Source organism: Extibacter muris (assembly GCF_004345005.1).
Classification (GTDB): Bacteria; Bacillota; Clostridia; order Lachnospirales; family Lachnospiraceae; genus Extibacter; species Extibacter muris.
Window position 1 is genome coordinate 46236 of sequence record NZ_SMMX01000014.1, and the last position, 20878, is coordinate 67113.

At 43.4% G+C, this 20878-nt stretch carries 13 protein-coding genes and 1 pseudogene; 12 read left to right on the plus strand and 2 right to left on the minus strand.

Annotated elements, in window-relative coordinates; genetic code table 11:
* Window positions 1-242 precede the first annotated feature (242 nt).
* The 4 genes and pseudogenes from E1963_RS14795 to E1963_RS22795 all read left to right on the plus strand — a co-directional run.
* Window positions 243-1070 carry an AraC family transcriptional regulator gene (locus E1963_RS14795; protein WP_330570851.1) on the plus strand — a complete coding sequence of 276 codons (828 nt, stop codon included), beginning with the start codon at window positions 243-245 and terminating at the stop codon, window positions 1068-1070.
* A gap of 22 nt (window positions 1071-1092) precedes the next feature.
* On the plus strand, window positions 1093-1398 hold the full coding sequence (locus E1963_RS14800) for a hypothetical protein (protein ID WP_132279509.1): 306 nt from the start codon (window positions 1093-1095) through the stop codon (window positions 1396-1398).
* Window positions 1399-1416: 18 nt separating this feature from the next.
* Entirely contained in the window at window positions 1417-2235 is an 819-nt protein-coding gene (locus E1963_RS14805) for a hypothetical protein (protein WP_132279512.1), read from the plus strand.
* Window positions 2236-2246: 11 nt separating this feature from the next.
* A pseudogene (locus E1963_RS22795) lies at window positions 2247-2623 on the plus strand (CHAP domain-containing protein); the annotation flags it as partial.
* 70 nt (window positions 2624-2693) lie between these two features.
* On the opposite strand, the gene E1963_RS14815 reads toward E1963_RS22795, so the two are convergent.
* Together E1963_RS14815 and E1963_RS14820 are read right to left on the minus strand one after the other, a co-directional pair.
* Window positions 2694-4241, minus strand: a complete 1548-nt coding sequence (locus E1963_RS14815; RefSeq protein WP_004606912.1) for a response regulator — start codon at window positions 4239-4241, stop codon at window positions 2694-2696.
* Complete coding sequence (locus E1963_RS14820; RefSeq protein WP_132279515.1) at window positions 4231-6009, minus strand: sensor histidine kinase; 1779 nt, start codon at window positions 6007-6009, stop codon at window positions 4231-4233. Before E1963_RS14820 ends, E1963_RS14815 begins: the two co-directional genes overlap by 11 nt.
* A 261-nt stretch (window positions 6010-6270) precedes the next feature.
* Here E1963_RS14820 and E1963_RS14825 point away from each other — a divergent pair, with 261 nt between their 5' ends.
* The 8 genes from E1963_RS14825 (at window position 6271) to E1963_RS14860 (ending at window position 20772) form a co-directional block, all read left to right on the plus strand.
* Window positions 6271-7602: an ABC transporter substrate-binding protein gene (locus tag E1963_RS14825; protein ID WP_132279518.1), complete on the plus strand. Its 1332-nt coding sequence runs from the start codon at window positions 6271-6273 to the stop codon at window positions 7600-7602.
* A gap of 67 nt (window positions 7603-7669) precedes the next feature.
* Window positions 7670-8563: a carbohydrate ABC transporter permease gene (locus E1963_RS14830; RefSeq protein WP_132279521.1), complete on the plus strand. Its 894-nt coding sequence runs from the start codon at window positions 7670-7672 to the stop codon at window positions 8561-8563.
* Window positions 8560-9402, plus strand: a complete 843-nt coding sequence (locus E1963_RS14835) for a carbohydrate ABC transporter permease (protein WP_004606908.1) — start codon at window positions 8560-8562, stop codon at window positions 9400-9402. Before E1963_RS14830 ends, E1963_RS14835 begins: the two co-directional genes overlap by 4 nt.
* Before the next feature lie 6 nt (window positions 9403-9408).
* The gene (locus E1963_RS14840) at window positions 9409-11760 is read left to right on the plus strand and encodes a glycoside hydrolase family 65 protein (RefSeq protein WP_132279524.1); all 2352 of its coding nucleotides are present in this window, start codon (window positions 9409-9411) and stop codon (window positions 11758-11760) included.
* Window positions 11747-12619, plus strand: coding sequence for an HAD family hydrolase (locus E1963_RS14845; RefSeq protein WP_132279527.1), 873 nt, complete (start codon window positions 11747-11749; stop codon window positions 12617-12619). The genes E1963_RS14840 and E1963_RS14845 overlap by 14 nt, the downstream gene beginning before the upstream one ends.
* A 24-nt stretch (window positions 12620-12643) precedes the next feature.
* Window positions 12644-16747 carry a discoidin domain-containing protein gene (locus tag E1963_RS14850; RefSeq protein ID WP_243117754.1) on the plus strand — a complete coding sequence of 1368 codons (4104 nt, stop codon included), beginning with the start codon at window positions 12644-12646 and terminating at the stop codon, window positions 16745-16747.
* Window positions 16748-16922: 175 nt separating this feature from the next.
* Complete coding sequence (locus E1963_RS14855) at window positions 16923-17687, plus strand: peptidylprolyl isomerase (protein ID WP_132279530.1); 765 nt, start codon at window positions 16923-16925, stop codon at window positions 17685-17687.
* A 16-nt stretch (window positions 17688-17703) separates the two neighbouring features.
* Window positions 17704-20772 (plus strand): discoidin domain-containing protein, encoded by a 3069-nt coding sequence (locus tag E1963_RS14860; protein WP_167482218.1) that lies wholly within the window; start codon window positions 17704-17706, stop codon window positions 20770-20772.
* Window positions 20773-20878: the final 106 nt, after the last annotated feature.

Sequence of the window (20878 nt, forward strand, 5' to 3'; positions counted from 1 at the left end):
TGGTTAACGCAAGGCTGCTGTGATACTCTTTTTACCACAATAAACGCAATTTCAGAACAAGCTGTCAGCTCTATACCAGCTTTGTCTGGATTGAATCCTGCGGGGTGAAAAGATAATCTCAGCTCCTGTGGGACGTATTCGCAGGGTAAGGCTATCAGTTGATACGGTCTGAATGCGAGGAAAACTAGGAAAGGATCAGCTATAATGAAGTGATATAATAGCGCAACTGTATTATGGAATGGATGCAACGATTGAACCAGTCAATTGAATACATAGAGCAGCATATAACGGAGGAGCTGGATTATGAAAAGGTGGCGGAAGTGGCTGGTTGCCCGTCATACTATTTCCAGCAGATGTTCCTTTATATGACGGATATGACGCTGCGCGAATACATACGACGGCGCAGGTTATCTCTGGCGGCAGTAGAGCTGCAAAGGGACACCGGAAGAGTCATTGATATCGCTGTCAAGTATGGGTATGAATCCCCGACGGCGTTTACCAGGGCGTTCAAAAGCTTTCATGGGATTGTGCCTTCTGTCCTGAAAACAGAAAATGTTCCCCTGCGGGCATATCCGCCGCTGCAATTCCATGTTTCTGTGAATGGCGGACTACCGCTGAAATTCAGGGTGGAGGAAAAGACTGCGTTTCGTATTGTAGGTATTTCCTGTCCGCTGGATCGGGATCTCAGCAGAAATTTTGAAGAGATTCCGTCGGTATGGGACAATGCGCTCACAGATGGAACGCTGGATAAGCTGGGTTCCCTCATGAGCGGAAGGCCCCAGGGACTGCTGGGGGTCGGCGTACACCATACGGAGGACTGGAAGTATCTGATTGCAGTCTGTTCAGACAAAAAGAGCAATGAGTTTGAAGAGTATTATATTCCGGCCTGCAAATGGGCGATTTTTGAAGGGCGTGGCTCAAACCGTTCCCTGCAGGAGTTGGAAAAGCGCGTGATTACGGAGTGGCTTCCTACTTCCGGCTATATATATGCCAATACCCCGGATATTGAGGTGTATATCAAGGTAGATCCGCAGGATGCCATCTATGAATACTGGATACCGGTTCTATAACTACATTTAACGCTTTGAGAAGATGACCGACAAGGAGACGGTAAGAGCCATTCTCTGTAAGGTGCGGCATGGACTGCATCCGTCCCAATCATCCTGGGCGCATGACGAGTTTCTGCAAATCGGTGATCTGGATGCGTTTCTGAAGGTTCACCATGATGCGGAATTAGAGAATTTTGTCAGACTGAATCAGCAGAATAAAGATTTCTACGGGCAGGAAATCACCGATGAGGTTCTGGAGTTTATCAGAGAAAATCCGGCGATGCTGGCTCCGGTACGAAAGGGCAATAAGCTGATCTGTATGGCCTTTCCTTCCAATATGAATGCGTAACTGGAAGCAGAGGACAGTATGATGAAACGCTATCATGCGTGCCATTGTCCCTTTGCCAAAGAATCCATCCTTGCGGAAGAAACGGTATCGGCAGAGCTATGCTATTGCAGCCTGGGGCATGTAATGAACTTTTCAGAAGCCTTCTTAAACAGAAAGCTTGAGGGAAAGGTAGTGCGCTCCGTACTGAATGGAGATATGACCTGCGAGTATGAGATCACGATCCCGGAGGATATTATGGCGCAGTATGTAACTCCCCAAGAATCTCAAACCGTCATAGCGAATTATTATCGGTATTATAAAGCTTTCTGTTTGTCGGGAATTATTGAGATGCATGAAGGAGCGGTAGACTGGATTACACCGAAGAAAGGAAAGACCGGACCGTCTTTAGCATTCCATGTGCAGCTTAGTAATGACCACTGCCAGGAGGAGCTGCAGGAATTGATTGCGGGAATAAAGGAAAAGACCGTTCCGAACCGGTGGATAATCACGCCTGACGCCCAGCCGGGAAATATCCGTGCATTACTGAAGGCAAACGGGTTTCAGGATCTTACAGAAAATGCAGAGCAGCCCGAGCCGGGAATGCTCCTGAAAGCATCTGATTTTACACCCTGTTCGCCGGACGAAAACCCCGATGTTGTGTGCAGAGAGGTGCAGACACGGGAGGACTTTTCCACCTGGGTAGATGTGGTAAACACTGCCCTGCACGGATGGGAAATGATTGATGCAGAGAACTACTATACATGTATAAAGCAGAAGAATATGCGGTTTTATCTTGCTGAGATTGATGGAAAAGCGGTTTCTACAGCGGCTACAATCCAGACCGGGGAACCAGATTAAATGATTAGAAAAATGGCTGGTCGAGATACGGGGATCCGGAGTATGTACCGGACGTTCAGCGGTATTATTCGGGTGGGGGCTTATTTGCCGGTCTATTCGAGAATGACCAGCTTGTGACGATCGCAAAAAGCCAGCTTGAGAATGAGGGCGGAGAGAAATATTGGTCATGGTATGGATTTGCACAGAGAGAAGAATGGTGCGCTTGTTTTGTCAGCTGGTGCGCGGAGCAGTCCCGAAATTTTCTTTATGCAGCGTCGGTGTGGAGTGGTTTCAGAGCAAGGGGAAATGGCAGGCTACGATAGATGGAAATAGCGGCGATGCGGTAAAACAGAACACTCATTCAGTAAATGCAACGTCTATTATGGGATATGGAATAGTTAGTGGATAAAAATCCTCTAACTATTCCAATAAAAGCCAGTACATTCAGCGCCACGCAGATTTATCCTATCATTTTTATACTATTTATTCTGCTCAGAGAAATGCTGATGAGGCGCATATTTCTGCCTGTATTCACTGGGGCTGAATCCAGTGTATTTCTTAAAAATAGAAGAAAAATAGGTCGCATCATTGTAACCAACCTGATTTGCAATTTCATATGTGAGCATATTGGAGTCTTTTAAGTACTCTTTCGCCTTTTCAATCCGGGTTTTATTTACATATTCAGTCAGAGATTCATCACAATATTTTTTAAACGTACGGCTCAGATGAGAAGCTGATATATGTAAATGCTCGGCAATGACTTCCAAAGATAAAGCGGTCGCTAAGTTTTGATGGATAAATTTTATCGTGTTTTCAATGATCCTGTTCTGCGTGCCGTTAGAACCATTGAACTGATTTTTCGTATATTGAAATAATTCATTTACCGTGTTTTCCAGTATGAAAATATCCGGAGCGGAGTGGATCCTTGCAAGCAGCTCGCTGGATGGCGGTATGGCTTCTCTTTTTTTGAGAACGCGGTAACAGATATAATATATCTGAAAACAAATATTTTTGGTCTCTATGGACGATACAAAGTTGCTTTTAAATTTAGAAAAAATATTTTTTAAAACCTGTTCTGCATCTTCAAATAAGCGGTTGAAAAGATGGTTTTCAAATTCGAACAGATCAAAAGTATTTTCAGCGGTCAGATCATACTCTGAAGATTCTACACAATCAGAAAAAAGAAAAATATTTTTTTCTGAATAAAAATTTTGCGTTAAGGCATGAATAGATTCCGCCACGGCAGAACGAAAATCCGCAGCGCCCCGGTGGCAATGGCTGATGCCGATCGCTACGTGCTTAGAATCTAACATTTCTGTAATCGTACTGATCTCCTGACAGTTTTGCAGTATATGTTCAGGTATTTGTCCCTCAAATTTTTCTAAAAAGTAAATAGTTATGATCAGATTATTATAACGGTAACAGTAGGCGTTTTTCTTCTCGTCAATGATTATTTTTTTCAATGCAGTAATATCGTTTTCCAGAGGAACCAATTGAAATGCGGCGACATAATAATCGTTTAAACTCAAATTCAGTTTAGACAGCCGCTTCACAAAAGACGGGACATAGGGCATGGTCGTCATTTCGAGCAGCAGCTGATCGCGGAGAAAAGCAATTTCTTCTTTGGCAATGGAGGAACGGTTTCTTGAGATTATGATTTGTTCCTGCGCCTTTTTGACCGCGTCAAATAAATCTCTTTTATTTGTTGGTTTTACAATAAAAGAAACGACGTCGTATTTTATAGCGGTTTTCGCGTATTCAAAATCTGCATATCCGGTTAGGATGATCACTTTTATCTGCGGATATTCGTCGTGTATGAACCGTGCAAGTTCCAAGCCGTCCGCTCCCGGCATTTTAATATCTGTCAGGACGATATTAACGTCACTATTTTTTAGAAAGTCCATTGCGGCCAGACCGTTTTCAACGGCTCCGACAACCTGACAGTCTAAAGAGTCCCAATTCATAAAATTGGTGATGCCTTTTCTCATAGTAGCTTCATCGTCAACAACTAATATTTTAAAGATCATGTAAAGATACCCCTCCCCCCCGTGAAATAGGTATTTTGAATGATATGCTTGTACAGACGCCGGGCGTACTGTCAATACTTAAATGCGCCATGTCTCCATACAGCAGGAAAAGCCGTCTGTCCAGGTTTTTCAGACCGATATGTGTATGACTGTCGGTATCAGAGGAGGCAATGTCCCTGACCTGAAAGTCTTTCGGGAATCCGACTCCGTTATCAATGATCGAGATTTCCATACAATAATCGTCAGTTTCTAAAATTTGCACGATTAATTTCCCTTTGCCCGTTTTTGGCTCCAACCCATGTACGATCGCGTTTTCCACTAGCGGCTGGATACTGAAACAGGGGATTAGAAAGTGCATAAGCGTTTCCGGCACGCGGATATCGCAGGAAATTTTATCTTCAAAGCGCTGCTGTTGTAAATAAATATAAAATTTCACATATCTTAGTTCTTTTTCAAGAGCAATACAGTCCTGTTCTTTGGACAGAGTGTTAGCCTTTAAAAATTCGCCTAATGAGATTACCATCTGATAGATTTCCTCGTTATCACTGATCTGTGCTTTCCATGCGATCGTGTTTAAAGTATTCAGCAGGAAATGTGGATTCATCTGTGTCTGCAGCGCATGGATTTCCGAATTTTTAAGTAATAATTGTTTTTGGAAAATATCATTATAATATATATCCAGTTGTTTCAGCATTTTGTTAAACGAATCCGCCCAGACATCAAACTCACGGTATATTTTCATTGGCGGCAAAGCGCTCTGTTTCTTTTCGGATATCTGATTAATATTGTAAATCATTTTATCTATTGGTTTTGTAATCGCGCGGCTGATCGCAATAGCGGTAAACAGACCAATCAGAACGATCCCCGTTAACAATAGTAAATAAGATTTCAGGATACTGTTCAGGTCGGCAAACATTAAAGATTTCGGCGCGGCGACGCTGGAAGTCAGATCAAGTCCCGACAGTTCCTGTGAAGCGACGAAATATTCCCTGTCATTTAAGCGGGCTGTCTGGAATGAAAGTTCTCCGATCCTCTGCCCGTGTTCTTTGAGCGCCATACATTCCTTCTCCATATCAGGATCAGAGAAAACAGCCATAGAGGAATTATACAGGCACAGAAACCAGGACGGATCCAGATCTTTGGTGTGGTAAGATAAGAATCTGTCTTTATCAATATTAATTATGAAAGTTCCAATATAGTTTCCGGTGTTAGAGCTAAACAGGTTCCGGATAAAATAGATATTCCCATCGTCCCGGGGCAAAGTCTGACAGATCAGTTTCGGTTCTTTTTTGTCCAGCGTTTTTAATAGTTCCCGGCATTGAAACTCCGCAGGCTCAGGAGAACTGGAGGTTCCAATCTTAAAAATGGTCTCGTCCTGTGAAATAATATAAATGCTGTTAGTAAAATTTTTGCTTGCAAGAGACGTACTATAATATAAGTAGGACATCTGTTTCTCGATCTGCAGCCTGTTTTCAGCCGATTGCTTACCGGTTTCTACGGATTCCAGAGGTTCCGAGATAATGGTATCTGCTAAATAAAGCGGGATAATAGAATCAATCAGGTCTATTTGCTCAATAAATTGATGGTTTATTAACTCCAGGTTTTGTGTAATACTGTTTTCATAATTTTCAGTTAAAATCGCAGATGTTCTTGAATAACAAAACCAGATTGAGCATAGCAAGACGACGGTTACAATGATAGAAATCGCGGCGGTTATAAACGTACGGAGAGATGGTATTTTTGTTTTTTTATATTTATCCATAGTCATATAAATCACTCTTACTCGGTTATTATCGTAAAATAATTATGACATATCCAAAATGAAGATTCAATGTATGTCAAATAAAATGCGGAAATATTCAAATGAAACAACAAAATATTAAAAGAATCAGAATTTCATATATTTTTTTCAAAAATATGACATCTGTTTTGAACTTTAAAATGTAAGAAAAAGGCAATGTAATTTATTAAAAAAATATAAAATTGAATATATAATAAATGTAAATTTATTACGTGAGGAGGAAAAATTATGAAACGTAAATTTGTGAAAAGGTTAATGGCATCTGCCCTGATCGGCAGTATGGCGCTTGGACTTGTTGCCTGCAGCGGCGGCGACAACGACAAGGAAACCTCAGATGATTCAGGGAAAATAGTACTGAATGTCATCAACTATCATGTCGGAACAGATTATGCGGCAGATTACTACTCATATCTGTTTGAAGAATTCCAGAAAACTGAGGCGGGTAAGAATGTAGAATTCAATTTCGAGGAAATTCCTACTACCGACGCGTATAACCAGAAGATCAAACTGCTGATCTCCAGCGGCGATCTGCCGGATATTGTGTTCAACGGCGGAAACAATATCACAGAATTAGCGGCAAAATCAGGAAAGGTAGCAGATTTAACACCGTACTTTGATGAGGATCCGGAGTGGAAAGCGCTCTTTGATGATACGTCATTAGAGTTTAACACCGTAGACGGCAAGATTTACGGCGTTCCGGTTTCTAAAGAGATCTCTTACATATATTATAATAAAGAACTGTTTGAAAAGGCAGGGATCGAAGCTCCGGAAACAGCATTCGCATCCTGGGACGAGTTTTTTGAAGTATGCGATCAGTTAAAAGCAAAAGGAATCACCCCGCTTGGAATGGATACCGCGGATTCAGGCTGGCTGACAAACCTCTGGATGAGCGCGTTGATCGGAACGAACGGTGAAGCTGGAAATGAGTGGATGAATACCATGTATCCAACAGATTTCAATACGCCGGAAGTAGAGGCTGCCGCTGAGAAGATCCAGACAATGTTCAAAGAATATACGACGGCAGACGCAGTTGGCGGGAAATACGATCCGATGGCAACACATTTCTTTAACGGCGAAGTAGCAATGTTCCCGAATGGTCCATGGATGATCCCGGACTTCCAGGAGCCGGAGAAAGCGCCGGAAGGATTTTATGACAAAGTTGGTATCATGTTAATGCCTGGCAACGGTATGGAAATGGTTCCGACACCTGGCGATATGGTAGGAGCAACAGAGGAAGAAAAGATTGAAGCGGCAGTCGCATTCCTGAAATTTGAAACAAGTCCTGAGAACCAGATTAAGGCGCTTGAAATGACAGGTCTTCAGCCTGTATCAAACGATCTGGAAATTCCAGATACATTGACAGAGAGCGATCCTCTTATGGCGCAGGTATTAGAAATTCAGAATAAAGCAGAAGTTACTTATGGACAGAATCAGGCATATTGGTATCAGAATACGATCGATACATTTTCAACAGAGCTTCCGGAACTTGCATACGGAAATATTACACCAAAGGAATTCTGCGAGAAATTGACAGAGTCAGCGGCAAAAAATCAGGAATAGCTTGAATGAGTGAAAGGTCCGCAAGTATTCAATACTTGCGGACCTTCTTTTGTAGGAGGTAGAACGTATGAAGGTAAAGAATAGAGGGGTCTGGATCGTACTGTTTACAATGCCCTGCATGATTTTATTCGCAATTGTCTACGCGGCGCCCATTATAACAGTTCTTTACACATCCTTTTGTAATTATACGACATTTTCAGGACCGGAGTTTGCCGGTTTGAAAAATTTTACACAGATATTTGGAGATAAAGACTTCCTTATGTCTATAAGAAACACATTGGTATGGGTTCTTTTGCAGTCTACGTTCCATGTGACTCTTGGACTTGTGATGGCGCTGGTTTTGAGACGCAAGCCGAAAGGATGGAAAATTGTGCGTACAGCATATATGATCCCCAATATCATCCCGACGGCGGCGACCGGCGTTATGTTCACACTGCTGTTAAACCCGACATTTGGAGTGGTCAATCCATTTCTTGAGGCGATTGGTATACACATGAATCAGGTGCCGAACCTGTTCGGTAATTCCAGATATGCGTTTTGGACAGTGACCGTTACATGGATGCTGTATTCCGGTTTTAACACCATTATCTTCCTGGCGGAAATGGGAGCTATTGATAAAGAGATCTATGAAGCGGCGAGAATAGACGGAGCAAGGCCGTGGCAGCTGGATCGTTATATCACACTTCCGCTTATGAGAAATATATTCGGAACCTGTGTGACCTTAGCATCGGTAGCGATGGTATCCCAGTTTGATATTATCTATATGACAACGAAAGGCGGACCGGGAAATACAACGCTGAACCTGCCGATCTATCTGTACAAAGCGGCGACGCTGGAAAACAATTACGGAAAAGCCAATGCGGTCGGAGTGATACAGATTATCATCGGTCTTACGCTTGTTCTTGCAATACAGCGATTATTTAAGGAAAGAAATGAAGTGGAAAGGAGGAAAAATAAATGAAACAGACATCACAAATTTCAATCATAAGTGCGAAAACGGCAAAATATATTTTCATGCTATTTTTCTCTCTGATAGCAATAGGACCTATTGTATGGGCGTTTATCAGCTCGTTTAAAACATATGCGGAGATCAATTCTTCGGCGCTGTCCTGGCCGTCCTCATTTAATCTGGACAATTATAAGGCGGCGTTTATGTACGCGCCGATTGCTAAATATTTCTTAAACAGTGTAATTATTGTCGGGACAAGCGTGCTGGTCACAGTGACATTAGTAGCGATGTGCGCTTATATTATTTCCAGGTTTAATTTCAAATTAAAGACACTGATCATATTGCTGATATCCGCATCTTTAATGTTACCGGCGCAGGCAATATCACAGCCTCTGTTTGCGATTTTCCAGAAATTAGGAATATTCGACACAAAGCTGGGACTGATCATTGTTTATTCAGCGATGGGAATCCCGATGTCATTCTTTGTTATGACAAGTTATTACAAGACTATATCTATGGCGTTAGAAGAATCTGCCTATATTGACGGGGCGTCGTTTTTGCAGACGTTCTGGCATATTATTCTGCCATTGGCGAAACCGGGACTTGTAACGATCGCCCTTTTGCAGTTCATCAATACCTGGAACGAATTTTACTTTGCGTTGATGCTTACGAGCGGCGATACGGCGAGAACCGTTCCAATCGCGCTGAATTATTATATGGGAACATTTGCAAATAATTATTCGGCGTTGTTTGCGGCGGTTGTTATGACTGTTTTGCCTACGATATTCGTATTTATTATTTTACAGAGACAGGTTATGGAAAGTCTGACGGCTGGAGCAGTGAAAGGATAAGACAATATGAGATTAGATAAGAAAGCAATTTATCCGATTCAGGAGTGGGATATTACAGAAGACAAGTTCGACCGGAAACATAATTATCGGAATGAGACGACGTTTTCGTTGTCAAACGGCTATATCGGAACAAGAGGGACTTTTGAGGAGGCGTATGCGTTTGATATTGATACCGGACTGGAAGGCAATTTCGTGAACGGTTTTTACGAGCGCGAGAAGATCCGGTACGGGGAAGCGAACTTCGGCTCTCCCTTATTCAGCCAGTCCTTATTGAATCTTCCGAACCTGAAAGAGACGAAGTTATACATAGACGGCGAAGAGTTCGATATGGAACAGGGGACGATGGAAGATTATCAGAGGACGCTGCATATGAAAGACGGCGTCCTGGAGAGAAAGATGGTCTGGCGTTCGCCGCAGGGAAAACGGATTAAGATTGAAATTAAACGGCTTGTCTCTTTTGAGATGAAAAATATTATGAGTATTTCTTATGAAGTTACGCCAATGAATTTTTCGGGAGAGATCAGGTTTGTCTCCAGGCTTCAGGCGGATGTGGAGAACCATACGCGAAAGACCAATCCGATCGTGGACTATGGACCGTTTGGGCGGAAATTAGAACCGGAGAAACTTTTCGGAGATGAAAAACGCTTATATTACAAAGGTATTACACAGAACAGCCGTCTCACCGTAGCGTGCGGAAGCGCCCACAAGATCGTTTCAGAAGACGCCGTTGTAGAAACGTCAACGGAGTTTGGAGAGCTGGACGCGGCGCTGACCTTAAAAATAACAGGCTGTGAAGGGAAAAAGATCACGCTGGAAAAAATGATCTGTTATTCTACCAGCCTGGATATGGATGAGGAGAAGCTGGAGACCTTTGTGGAACAGACGTTGTATGCCGCACAGGAGAAAGGCTATCTGAAACTGGAGCAGGCGCAGAAACGGTATATGCAGAGTTTCTGGAACGTAGCCGATATCGAGATCCGGGGCGAGGAGAGCGCGTCGCTGCAGCAGGGGATCCGGTTTAACCTCTTTCATGTTTTACAGTCGGCGGGCAGAGACGGAAGAACCGGAATGGGCGCGAAGGGTTTGTCTGGCGAAGGGTATGAGGGGCATTATTTCTGGGATACAGAGATGTATGTCCTTCCGGTGTTCGTATATACCGAGCCGGAGGTAGCCGGAAAATTGCTGGATTTCCGTTACAGTACACTGGATCAGGCGAGGGCGAGGGCAAGGATCCTGGGTCATGAAAAAGGCGCTCTGTATCCGTGGAGGACGATCAACGGCGAGGAGGCATCCACCTATTATCCGCTGGGAACGGCGCAGTATCACATTAACGCAGATATCGCGTACGCCCTGTCTCTGTATCTGCAGGTTACTGGGGATACCGGGTATTTAAAAGAAAAGGGCGCGGAAATGTTTATCGAGACTGCCAGAGTATGGGCGGATGTAGGAAGTTTTGCGAAAAATAAAGACGGCAAATACTGTATCTGCTGTGTGACGGGACCGGATGAATACAATGTGCTGGTGGATAATAATTTTTACACTAATCTGATGGCGAGAGAGAATTTGAAAGACGCGGTTGCAGCCGTGGCATATCTGTCGGAGAAAGAGCCGGAGTTGTTTGAAAGATTAAAAGAGAAACTGGGATTTTCAGAGGACGAGCTGGAATTGTGGAAACGTATCATCGACAATATGTATTTTCCGTATGATGAAGAACGCGACGTCTATCCGATGGACGATGGCTTTATGATGCGTAAGCCGTGGGATGAGACTAAGATCCCGGAGGAAAAGCGGGCGTGGTTATACGAGAATTATCATCCGTTATTTATTATGAGACACCGGATGTCCAAGCAGGCGGACGCGATCCTGGGGATGTATCTTCACAGCAATTTATTTGAAGAAGATGAGATCCGCAGAAATTATGACTTTTATCAGGAAGTGACCCTGCATCATTCCTCCCTGTCTACGTGTATCTTCGGGATTGTTGCGTGCGACATCGGGTATTATGACGAGGCGTACCGTTATTTTGCAGAATCTGCAAGAATGGATCTGGACGACCACCATAATAATTTTTACGCCGGTATCCATGCGGCGAATATGGCGGGTACATGGCAGGCGATCGTCAATGGTTTTGCGGGAGTACGCTGCCAGCAGTCGGCGCTGAAGTTTAAACCGTGGCTGCCAAAGCGCTGGGAGAGGTATTCGTTTAAGATGAGATTCCGGGGAAGTCTCCTGAAAGTAGAAGTGTCAAAAGGACAGGCGAGGTTCGTGCTGGAAGAAGGAGACAGTATCCGGTTTTTCATAAGTGGGAAAGAAGTAATGATTCACGAAAAGGGAGGTGAGTACATTGAAAAAATATAAAGCCATATTTTTTGACTGGGACGGAACGGCGGTATTGTCGAGGACAGCGCCGGTGGATGAAGTGGTCGTTCCCATGAAGAAACTTCTTGCACAGGGAATAAGGCTTGTGATTGTGAGCGGAACAACGATTGAAAATATTGCGAAGGGAAAACTGCACGAGTATTTTACACCGGAAGAACTGAAAAATCTCTATATGGGTCTTGGGAGAGGCGCGTTTAATTACGCATATGATCAGGCGGGACAGCCGTTCCTTCTTTCCCACAGGATCCCGGAAAAAGAGGAACTGCTGAAGATCCACAGGATCTGTTATGAAATCCACGAGACGTTATTGAAAGACTATGATTTCAGAACGGATATCGTGTTCAGCCGCCCCAATTATTGTAAGATCGACCTCATGGTTGAAAATAACCGGGGAGATAACTTGTTTTTCCAGGAAAATGAGTTGGAGATCCTGAAGGAGAACTTAAACGGACATGGATTTGAAGGGGGGCTGAAAGGTCTTGTAAAACTTGCGGAAGAAACTGCGAGAGAGTATGGGATGGATCTTTCCGCCACTACAGACGCCAAATATCTTGAAGTGGGCGTGTCCAGTAAAAGCGATAATGTGGATATGATCTTACAGCATTTATGGGAACAGGATCAGATACAGCCGGAAGATTGTACCTTCTGGGGCGATGAATATATCGGCCTGGACGAAGGTCTCTTTGGAAGTGATAGCTTTATGAGAACAGAAAAGACAAAAAAGGGCGATTTCTTTGACGTATCAGAGGCAAAGGGAATCCGCCCGGAGGCAGTAACAGTTCTCGGAGGCGGCGTACAGACATTTATTCGGTTCATGGAAGATCAAAGCAAAATGTAAAGTGTAAAAATGAGGAGAAAGTATATGCGTAAAAGTATGAAACGAGGATTTGCAGCGATTTTAACGGCGGCTCTCGTATTGCAGTATATACCGGAAATATCTGTAAACGCCGAAAAATCAGCGGGGGAGGGTAAAACCTACTATGTAGATCAGGACGGAGGAAATGACGCCAACAGCGGAACAAGCGAAAAGGAGGCATGGTCTTCGCTTGAGAAAGTAAATGAAACGACTTTCCAGCCCGGCGATAAACTTTTATTTGAAAAAGGCGATGAGTGGGTTGGGCAGTTAAGTCCGAAAGGTTCAGGTGAAGAAGGCAATCCAATTGTGATCGGCTCCTATGGAGACGGGAATGAACGTCCGTTGATTTCCGGTAATAACTGGTGCGGAGAGAATGGGGACGACTTAGAGAACCGTATCTTTAATGCGGCTGTATATTTTTATAATCAGCAGTATTGGGAGATTACAGATTTAGAAGTCACGAACAGGATCCCGGGAGACAACCCGGACGACCACATTAAAAAATATGGCGTGCTGATCATGGGAGAGGATGCTGGAACCCTTCGCCATATGTATTGTAAAAATCTGGACGTACATGACGTAGTGTCACATCCGATCGGCAATCAGGCAGGTATCGGGCGGGGCGGCATCGTGTATATTATCCGTGGAAATGAAGTCCCGACAAACTGGGATGATATTTTAATTGAAGGAAATCAGGTAGGACCGAATATCAATCACTATGGAATCAGTTTCCTGTCGACCTGGGGAAGCAGTTCTTTTCCGGCAGAATCCGGAATCCCGGCGAACGAATATGCCGGTCAGAGAGTGAACAGTACCAATATCGTGATTCGCAACAATTACTGCGAGGATGTTGGAAACGCGGCAATCTGTCCATCTGCCTACAGCAACGCGCTGATCGAATATAATGTGTGCGACGGATGTAACAGCGGTCCGAACGGAAACGTGCCGGTCTGGTGGGAATATGGCGATTATACAGTGGCGCAGTTTAATGAAGTGTTTGGCTCGGGAGCATCCGACAGCAAAGAAGATTCACAGGCTTTTGATGCGGACGTAGCCGCCAAAAAGAATTATATCCAATATAACTACACACATGACAATCCGTCGGGAGCATTTTTCGAGTGCGCGCTCGGGTCAAAATATGAGACGCATATCCGCTACAATGTCAGCCAGAATGACGGAAGCGGAACAAACAGTTACGGCGGCGGAGCGATCGTGACGATCGGCGGTTATTCTACCGGCGACGGAAATAAACTGAATGTTTATAATAATGATTTCTATCTGGCAGAAGGCTACGATAGTTGGATCACAAACAACTGGGACGGTCGGGAAGTGAATCCAAAGACTTATCAGTTCCGTAATAACGTTATCTACAGCGACGGAGAATCGAAAGGCTGGCATCAGTATCTGCAGGGAAGCGCAGATCACAATGCTTACGGCGGTTCAGACAAGAATATTTTAAGGGCTGATGATGAAAATGCAGTTTCTATATCCAAGGCAGATTTTAAAGCTATCGGAACAGGCGCGAGCGGAATTGACTCTGTGGATGGATACCAGCTCGCGGAAGGTTCCGCTTGTATCAACGCAGGTACATTGATCGAAGGGAACGGCGGGAGAGACTATTGGGGCAATCCTGTTTCCATGACAGAAGTTCCGAATATTGGTGCAGACAATAAGGGAGCGGCGGGAGTCAAAGAAGATTATGGAATTGACTTTGAGGACCGCGCGGCAGAGGAAAAAGCGCTTACTGGAGAGTATGAGGGGTGTAATTTCGGAGAGGGATGGCTTACGGCGGAAGTGAAAAATTCCAAAGTATTATATGCAGACGGAACAAAGACAACCTATCTTATTGAATTACCGGACAACCGGACGTTGGAATCTTTCCAGGCATTCTGCGAAGATTCAGCCCTTGTAACACTCAGTGGAAACGGATATGAAAGAGAATTTGCAATCACATCCGCAAAAACCACGTATTTAACGGATTTCCCATCTGCGCTGAAAGAGGTAAAAATAGAGATCGTTTCTCCGAAAGGAAGCGGCGCGGTGAAATTTGATAATCTCGTTCTTCGTGAAGCGCAGTACGAGAGAAATAACATCGCGCGAGGAAAATATTCCTGGGAGGAAGGAAAGTCACAGTATCCCGCATCCAATGGAAATGATGGCGATGAAGACACTTTATGGATCCATGAAGGCAATGATAAAGTGGGTTGGATGGTAGATTTAGGGCGGGATTATGACCTCTCTGATTTTGAACTGGTATTTGAGAATGAAGGAGACGTATGGAAATATGAGCTTCAGGGTGCGCGCGATGGAGACCAATACTTTGAAGAAATTCCGATTTATGACGCCACAGACAATACCGACGGTTCCAAAGTGCAGAAGGGATCCTTTGAACCGGGAACTGTATACCGCTATGTGCTTGTGAAACTTACGGACTTCCCGGCAGAAGATTATTGGCCGGGCTTTGCAGAATTCAAATTGTATGCAAGAGATTACAGCGAACTTGATAAGTCGGAACTGACAAAGCTGATTTCAGAAGTAAAATATATGAAGCCGGGCAATTACACAGACGAGAGTTATGCAAATCTTTGCACAGCTTTCGAACAGGCGAAAAAGGATTTTGAGGAAGCGGATACCAAAGAAAAGGTCAGCGCTGCAATTGAAAAATTGCAGGAGGCGATAGACGCTTTAAAGATTAAGGAAGGCGCTAACCTCGCACTTGGAAAGCCAACGAAATCATCTACGCAGAATGTAGACGAGAGACCTTCTTCTAATGGAAATGACGGAGATGAGAGTACCCTGTGGGTAGCAACCGGAAACTATGAAGACACTCCATTACCACATTGGTGGCAGGTAGATCTTGAAAAAGAATATGTGCTGGATAAATACCGCATTGTCTTTGAGGGTGACAAGAATCCGGGCGCATGGAAATACCGGATTGAAGGTTCTAAGGATGGAGAGAACTTTGACGTATTGTTTGAACAAAAGTCTTCACCGGACGGAACGAGAGAGGACGAGCAGAAGATACAGAGCAAAGAGTCTTACCGTTATGTCAGAGTTGTGATCACAGACTATCCAGAGTGGGAAGGAGCCGACTATTGGACTGCATTTGCCGAGTTTGAAGTATATGGAAGCAAAGCAGGGCCAGAAGTCGTGACAAAGAATCTGGAGATCAAGCTGGCAGAGGCGAAAGCGTATACAGAAGAAAAATATACAGAAGAAAGCTATAAGGCGCTTCAGGAAGCAATCAAAGCAGCGGAAGCTGTTCTGGCAGATGAGGAAAAAACGCAGGCGCAGGTAGACGAACAGGTGAAGAAACTTGCAGAGGCGATCAAAGAACTTGAGGAGAAAGAGGATCCTGGTCAGCCGGGTACGGAGAATCTGGCGCTGAATAAACCGACCACATCATCTACGAAGGACATCGATGAGAAACCTTCCTCTAACGGAAATGACGGAAAGGCAGATACGCTTTGGGTAGCAACCGGAAATTACGAAGATACTCCATTACCACATTGGTGGCAGGTAGATCTCGGAAAAGAGTATGCACTGGACAGATATAAAATCATGTTCGAGGAGGATCAGAACCAAGGCGCATGGAAATACAGGGTTGAAGGTTCTAAAGATGGAGAGAACTTCGACGTATTATTTGAACAGAAGGATTCGCCGGACGGAACGAGAGTGGACGAGCAGAAGATACAGAGCGGGGAGACTTACCGCTATGTCAGAGTTGTGATCACGGGCTATCCAGAGTGGGATGGTTCTGTCGAATGGGATTATTGGACAGCAATGGCAGAATTTGAAGTGTATGAGAAAGAAGTTTTCCCATCTGTTGATAAGTCAGGTCTGGAGAATAAACTGAAAGAAGCAAAGGATTATAAGGCGGACGGTTACACGGCAGAAAGCTATGCGGCGCTCCAGAAAGCAATAGAGGAAGCGGAAAGTGTTCTGGCGGATGAGAAGGCAACGCAGGATGCACTGGACGCACAGGTTGTAAAACTCGAGACTGCCATTTCAGCTTTGGACGAAGTAACGGAACCAGAAGAACCGGAGGATCCGAAAGATCCGACGCCGAATCCGGACAAAGAACATCCAGTCGATAAGCCGGGAGATTAGTCTGACAAGAATACAGATCATTCCCAGTCAGGTAAAGGACAGAATAATTCTGGCAGTCATGGCGGGAAGGCAGTACAAACCGGAGACGAAGCGCCGATCATGGCATCCGCTTTCCTGATGATGGCGGCAATGGTTGTGATCTGCGGAGTTATAGTACGAAAAAAGAGGAGATAATATGAGACGTCGGATATTAAGATTACTTCTGCTAATGTTTGCAGCATTTATATTGCCGGCTTGCGCAGGATCGGAAAAAGCGGCAGAGTCTGAAAATGAAATGTTTGATACGCATACAAAGCAATTTCTGAAGTATGCTGAAAAATATGGACTGATAGAATCAGCAGAATACCAGGCTTTGGAAGATCAGTTGGAAAAAGAAAATGACCGGCGAAAAAAGGCTGTGGAACAGGGGGAAGTAATCTATGGTCCGACACAGTATACTATGGAGACGTATATAAAGTATATATGCGGCTCCATGGAACCAGAATTGATAGAAAAAATGAAGGGGAAAGAAATCTCATGTACAGAAGAAGACGTGCGGGCTTATTATGAAGATAATAAGGAATATATTGCGGTTCAGGAGGCTGCAATGCAGTTTGACGTGATCATGACGTCACAGGAAAACAAGGAGTTACTAGAAAAAATAGCGCAGGAGGATGACGTTATAAAGTACGCAGAATCCGATGCAGAGGTTTTTACTGTTTCTGAGATGGAGTTTCAGGAAAATAGTGTGGTATATAACCGGAATCCGGACTTAATGGAACAACTATTTGGAATGAAATCCGGAGACCGCTATCTGACGGAAGATATAGAAGGGATCGTATATCTCTATGTGTATAAAGGAGAGACAGAGAGCTGTATTCTGCCTTATGAGCAAGTAAGAGAAAGTGTAGAAAATATGTATTTAAGAGCGGAATTTGATGAAATTCTTTCACGGGAATAAAAGAGGAGGAAAGGCAATGAAGGAGAGAAAGCTAATAGCTTTGGGTATGGCTGGCATGTTGTCGCTGAGTGGTTTGTTTACTTTTTCAGGGATAGAAGCTGAAGCTAAACTTCCAGATAATCAATTAGTGATCGACTTTGAAGATTTGGGAACGGAAGCACAAAGTTTAACAGGTAAGTATCAGAATTGTAATTTTGGAAACCGGGGCTGGAACACAGGAGCGGTTGACGGAGACGTTAAATTATGGGCAGATTCTTTCACGAAAGATGGCCAGGTGAATAAAATTGCGATTCCATATGGTAAGATATTCAGAGGCTTTTCTGCAAAATGTTCTGAGAGCGCGACTATAAAAGTAGTGTCCGGATCTGAGACAAATACATTTGAAATAGGCGCAACAGAAAAAGAATTTACTACAGACTTCCGGACAAATCAAATGGCGGTATATCTAGTGATCGAATGTGCAAAGGGAACAAGCGACGTAAAGTTAGATGATTTGATTCTGGAAGAAGTAGATATAAGTAAGCTGAATGTTTCTCAGGGGAAACCAACTAGTACATCTGGAGACTCGGAGCGTCCGGCATCAAACGGAAATGACGGCGATGAGAATACGATGTGGGTAAATAATGGTGCTGGAGCTGATAAATGGTGGCAAGTGGATCTTCAGGAAGCATATACTATTTCTGATTATGAATTGGTTTTTGAAAAAGAAGAAAAGAATCCGTGGAAATATAAAATTGAGGCATCAGCAGATGGCGAAAATTTTGATATGCTGAGTGATAAGACAGAAAATATGGATAGTGCAAAAGTTCAGACAGGTGAAGTTTCCGCAGAAACAAAATACAGATATGTCCGAGTTACAATTACAGGATTGCCAGCAGAGACGTATTGGGCTGGATTTGCAGAGTTTAAAGTGTATACAAAAGATATCATGTCTAATGTTGCACAGGGAAAATCAACAAGTCAATCCGGAGGATATAACAGTTCTGATCTGGCGGTAGATGGAGATGTGACAACTTTTGGTGGAAATACAGATACATTCCCATACTGGTGGACAGTTGATTTAGGTGATACATATAACGTAAAAGAAGTGGAAATCGAATGGGAAGATTTGAAAGACGGAGATACCAATATTGCAGAAGACTGGAAATATAAAATAGAGTATTCTGCCGACGGTGGAAGTACATGGGAAGAACTAGTGGATTATACATCCGAAACACCATATACAGACCCGGAAACATCTGTTGTTCAAAATGAAGCCTGTGATATCGAGTGTAATGCTTTTAAAGTGACCATTACAGACAAGCCGCCAAAGAGACCTTTGGCGTGGGCTGTTCTTCCTGAATTCAGGGCCTTTGCCGCGGATACACATATACCGGAAGAAGAAGGGCAGAATATCAATATTGATATAGCATATGGACAGCCGGTGAAGGCATCGTCTGTTGCTGAGGGATATAAGGCATCAAATGTTACAGATTATGACAGCGCTTCCACATGGAAACCGGTTTCTGAAGACGATACTGCATATTTACAGATTGATTTAGACAGAGAATATAATATTCAGAATCATAAAGTAGAATTTACATCTGCTGTATCTTCTTATAAGTTCTATGTATCTATGGATAATGATACATGGACAGAGGTCTCCGATGTATCCGCGGATCAGGCTGATAAAACGGTAGATATCGAAGAAACAACTGCAAAATATGTTAGATTTGAATTTGCCGGTCAGTCTGAAGACTTAGAAGTAAAAGAGATTCATTTTGACGGATTAGATGCAGGAGTACCAGGAGAAAAGAAAATTCTAGTTTTAGCGCCGCATGAAGATGATGAGATGTTGATGGCAGGCGGTGTTATGAATCGTGCCGCAGAAGTAGGAGATGAAGTGAAAGTTCTCCTTGCAACTAACGGAGATTATAATGGCAAGAGTACGGGAGAAGGAAGAATTGTAGAAACCATCAATGCATTGGAAGCTATAGGTGTGGAGAGCGAAGACATCATGTTTATGGGATATGCAGATACAGGAGGTCTGGGCGGAGCCCAGACATATCAGGACAGTTTCCTGTATAAAATGTATACTGCAGACGATACACAAGTATTTAAGAGCAGATGGGGTAATGAATATACTTATGGAAATCCAAATGCGAAACAGGATTATCATTATGAGGTGACAGGTGAGCACGCGTTATATACTCGTGAAAAGTTCCTGAATGACTTAGAGTATGCGATCAGTACCTATAAGCCGACAGATATATATGTACCTTCACGTTATGATATGCATTTTGATCATGCATACTTTGATTTATTTGCGATTGAAGCAATACAGAATATACAGGCAGAAGATCCTTCCTATAACCCGACTTTGCACGAAAGTATTATTCATTCATGTGCCGGAGACAGCAATTGGCCAATTGTAAATTCGGATGAAAAAGGAATCAGAGCATTAAATATGCCAGAAGGTTTGGAAGAATTAACAATGTTTCATTGGGATGAGCGAGAAAATATCAATGTTCCATATGCTATGAGACAAGTTCCGTTCGCGTTTAACCTGAAAGATCAGGCGTTAAGACTTTATACTTCCCAGTATTACGATTATATTGGCTCATTTGCGAAGGTAAATGAAATATTCTGGAGCAGAGATTTTAGTAGCTTTGCTAAAGAAGCGGAAATAACAGCATCATCGGAGTGTGCAAACGAAGATAGAAAAATAGATCAGAGTGCTGTTAAAGCTGTTGATGGAGTACGGGATGGCGCTGCAGAAGGCTTGCCATATGATCATCCGAGATTCCCGCACGCAGAATGGGTATCTGACAAAGAAACAACAGGCGCATGGATAAATCTGGAATTTGATAATGAAAAAGAAATTAAAAAGGTCGTGTTATATGACAGACCAGATATGGATAATCAGATTTTAGAAGGGAAACTGATTTTTGATGATAATTCTGAAATTATTGTCGGTGAGTTACCAAATAATGGTGAACCTTTAGAAGTCCAAGTTGATAAAAGCTCTAAAAATGTTAAGTTCGTAGTAACAAAAGTTTCTGATAGCACTGAAAGTGTCGGTTTGGCAGAAATAGAAGTTTATTAGAGCATGAAGCCCGACAGGCGATATCGGTCTCTTGTCTTTTGGACAAGAGGCTGATTAATGTTCCGCAATATTTATTTGGATTTATTGGTGTTAGGATATAACTATG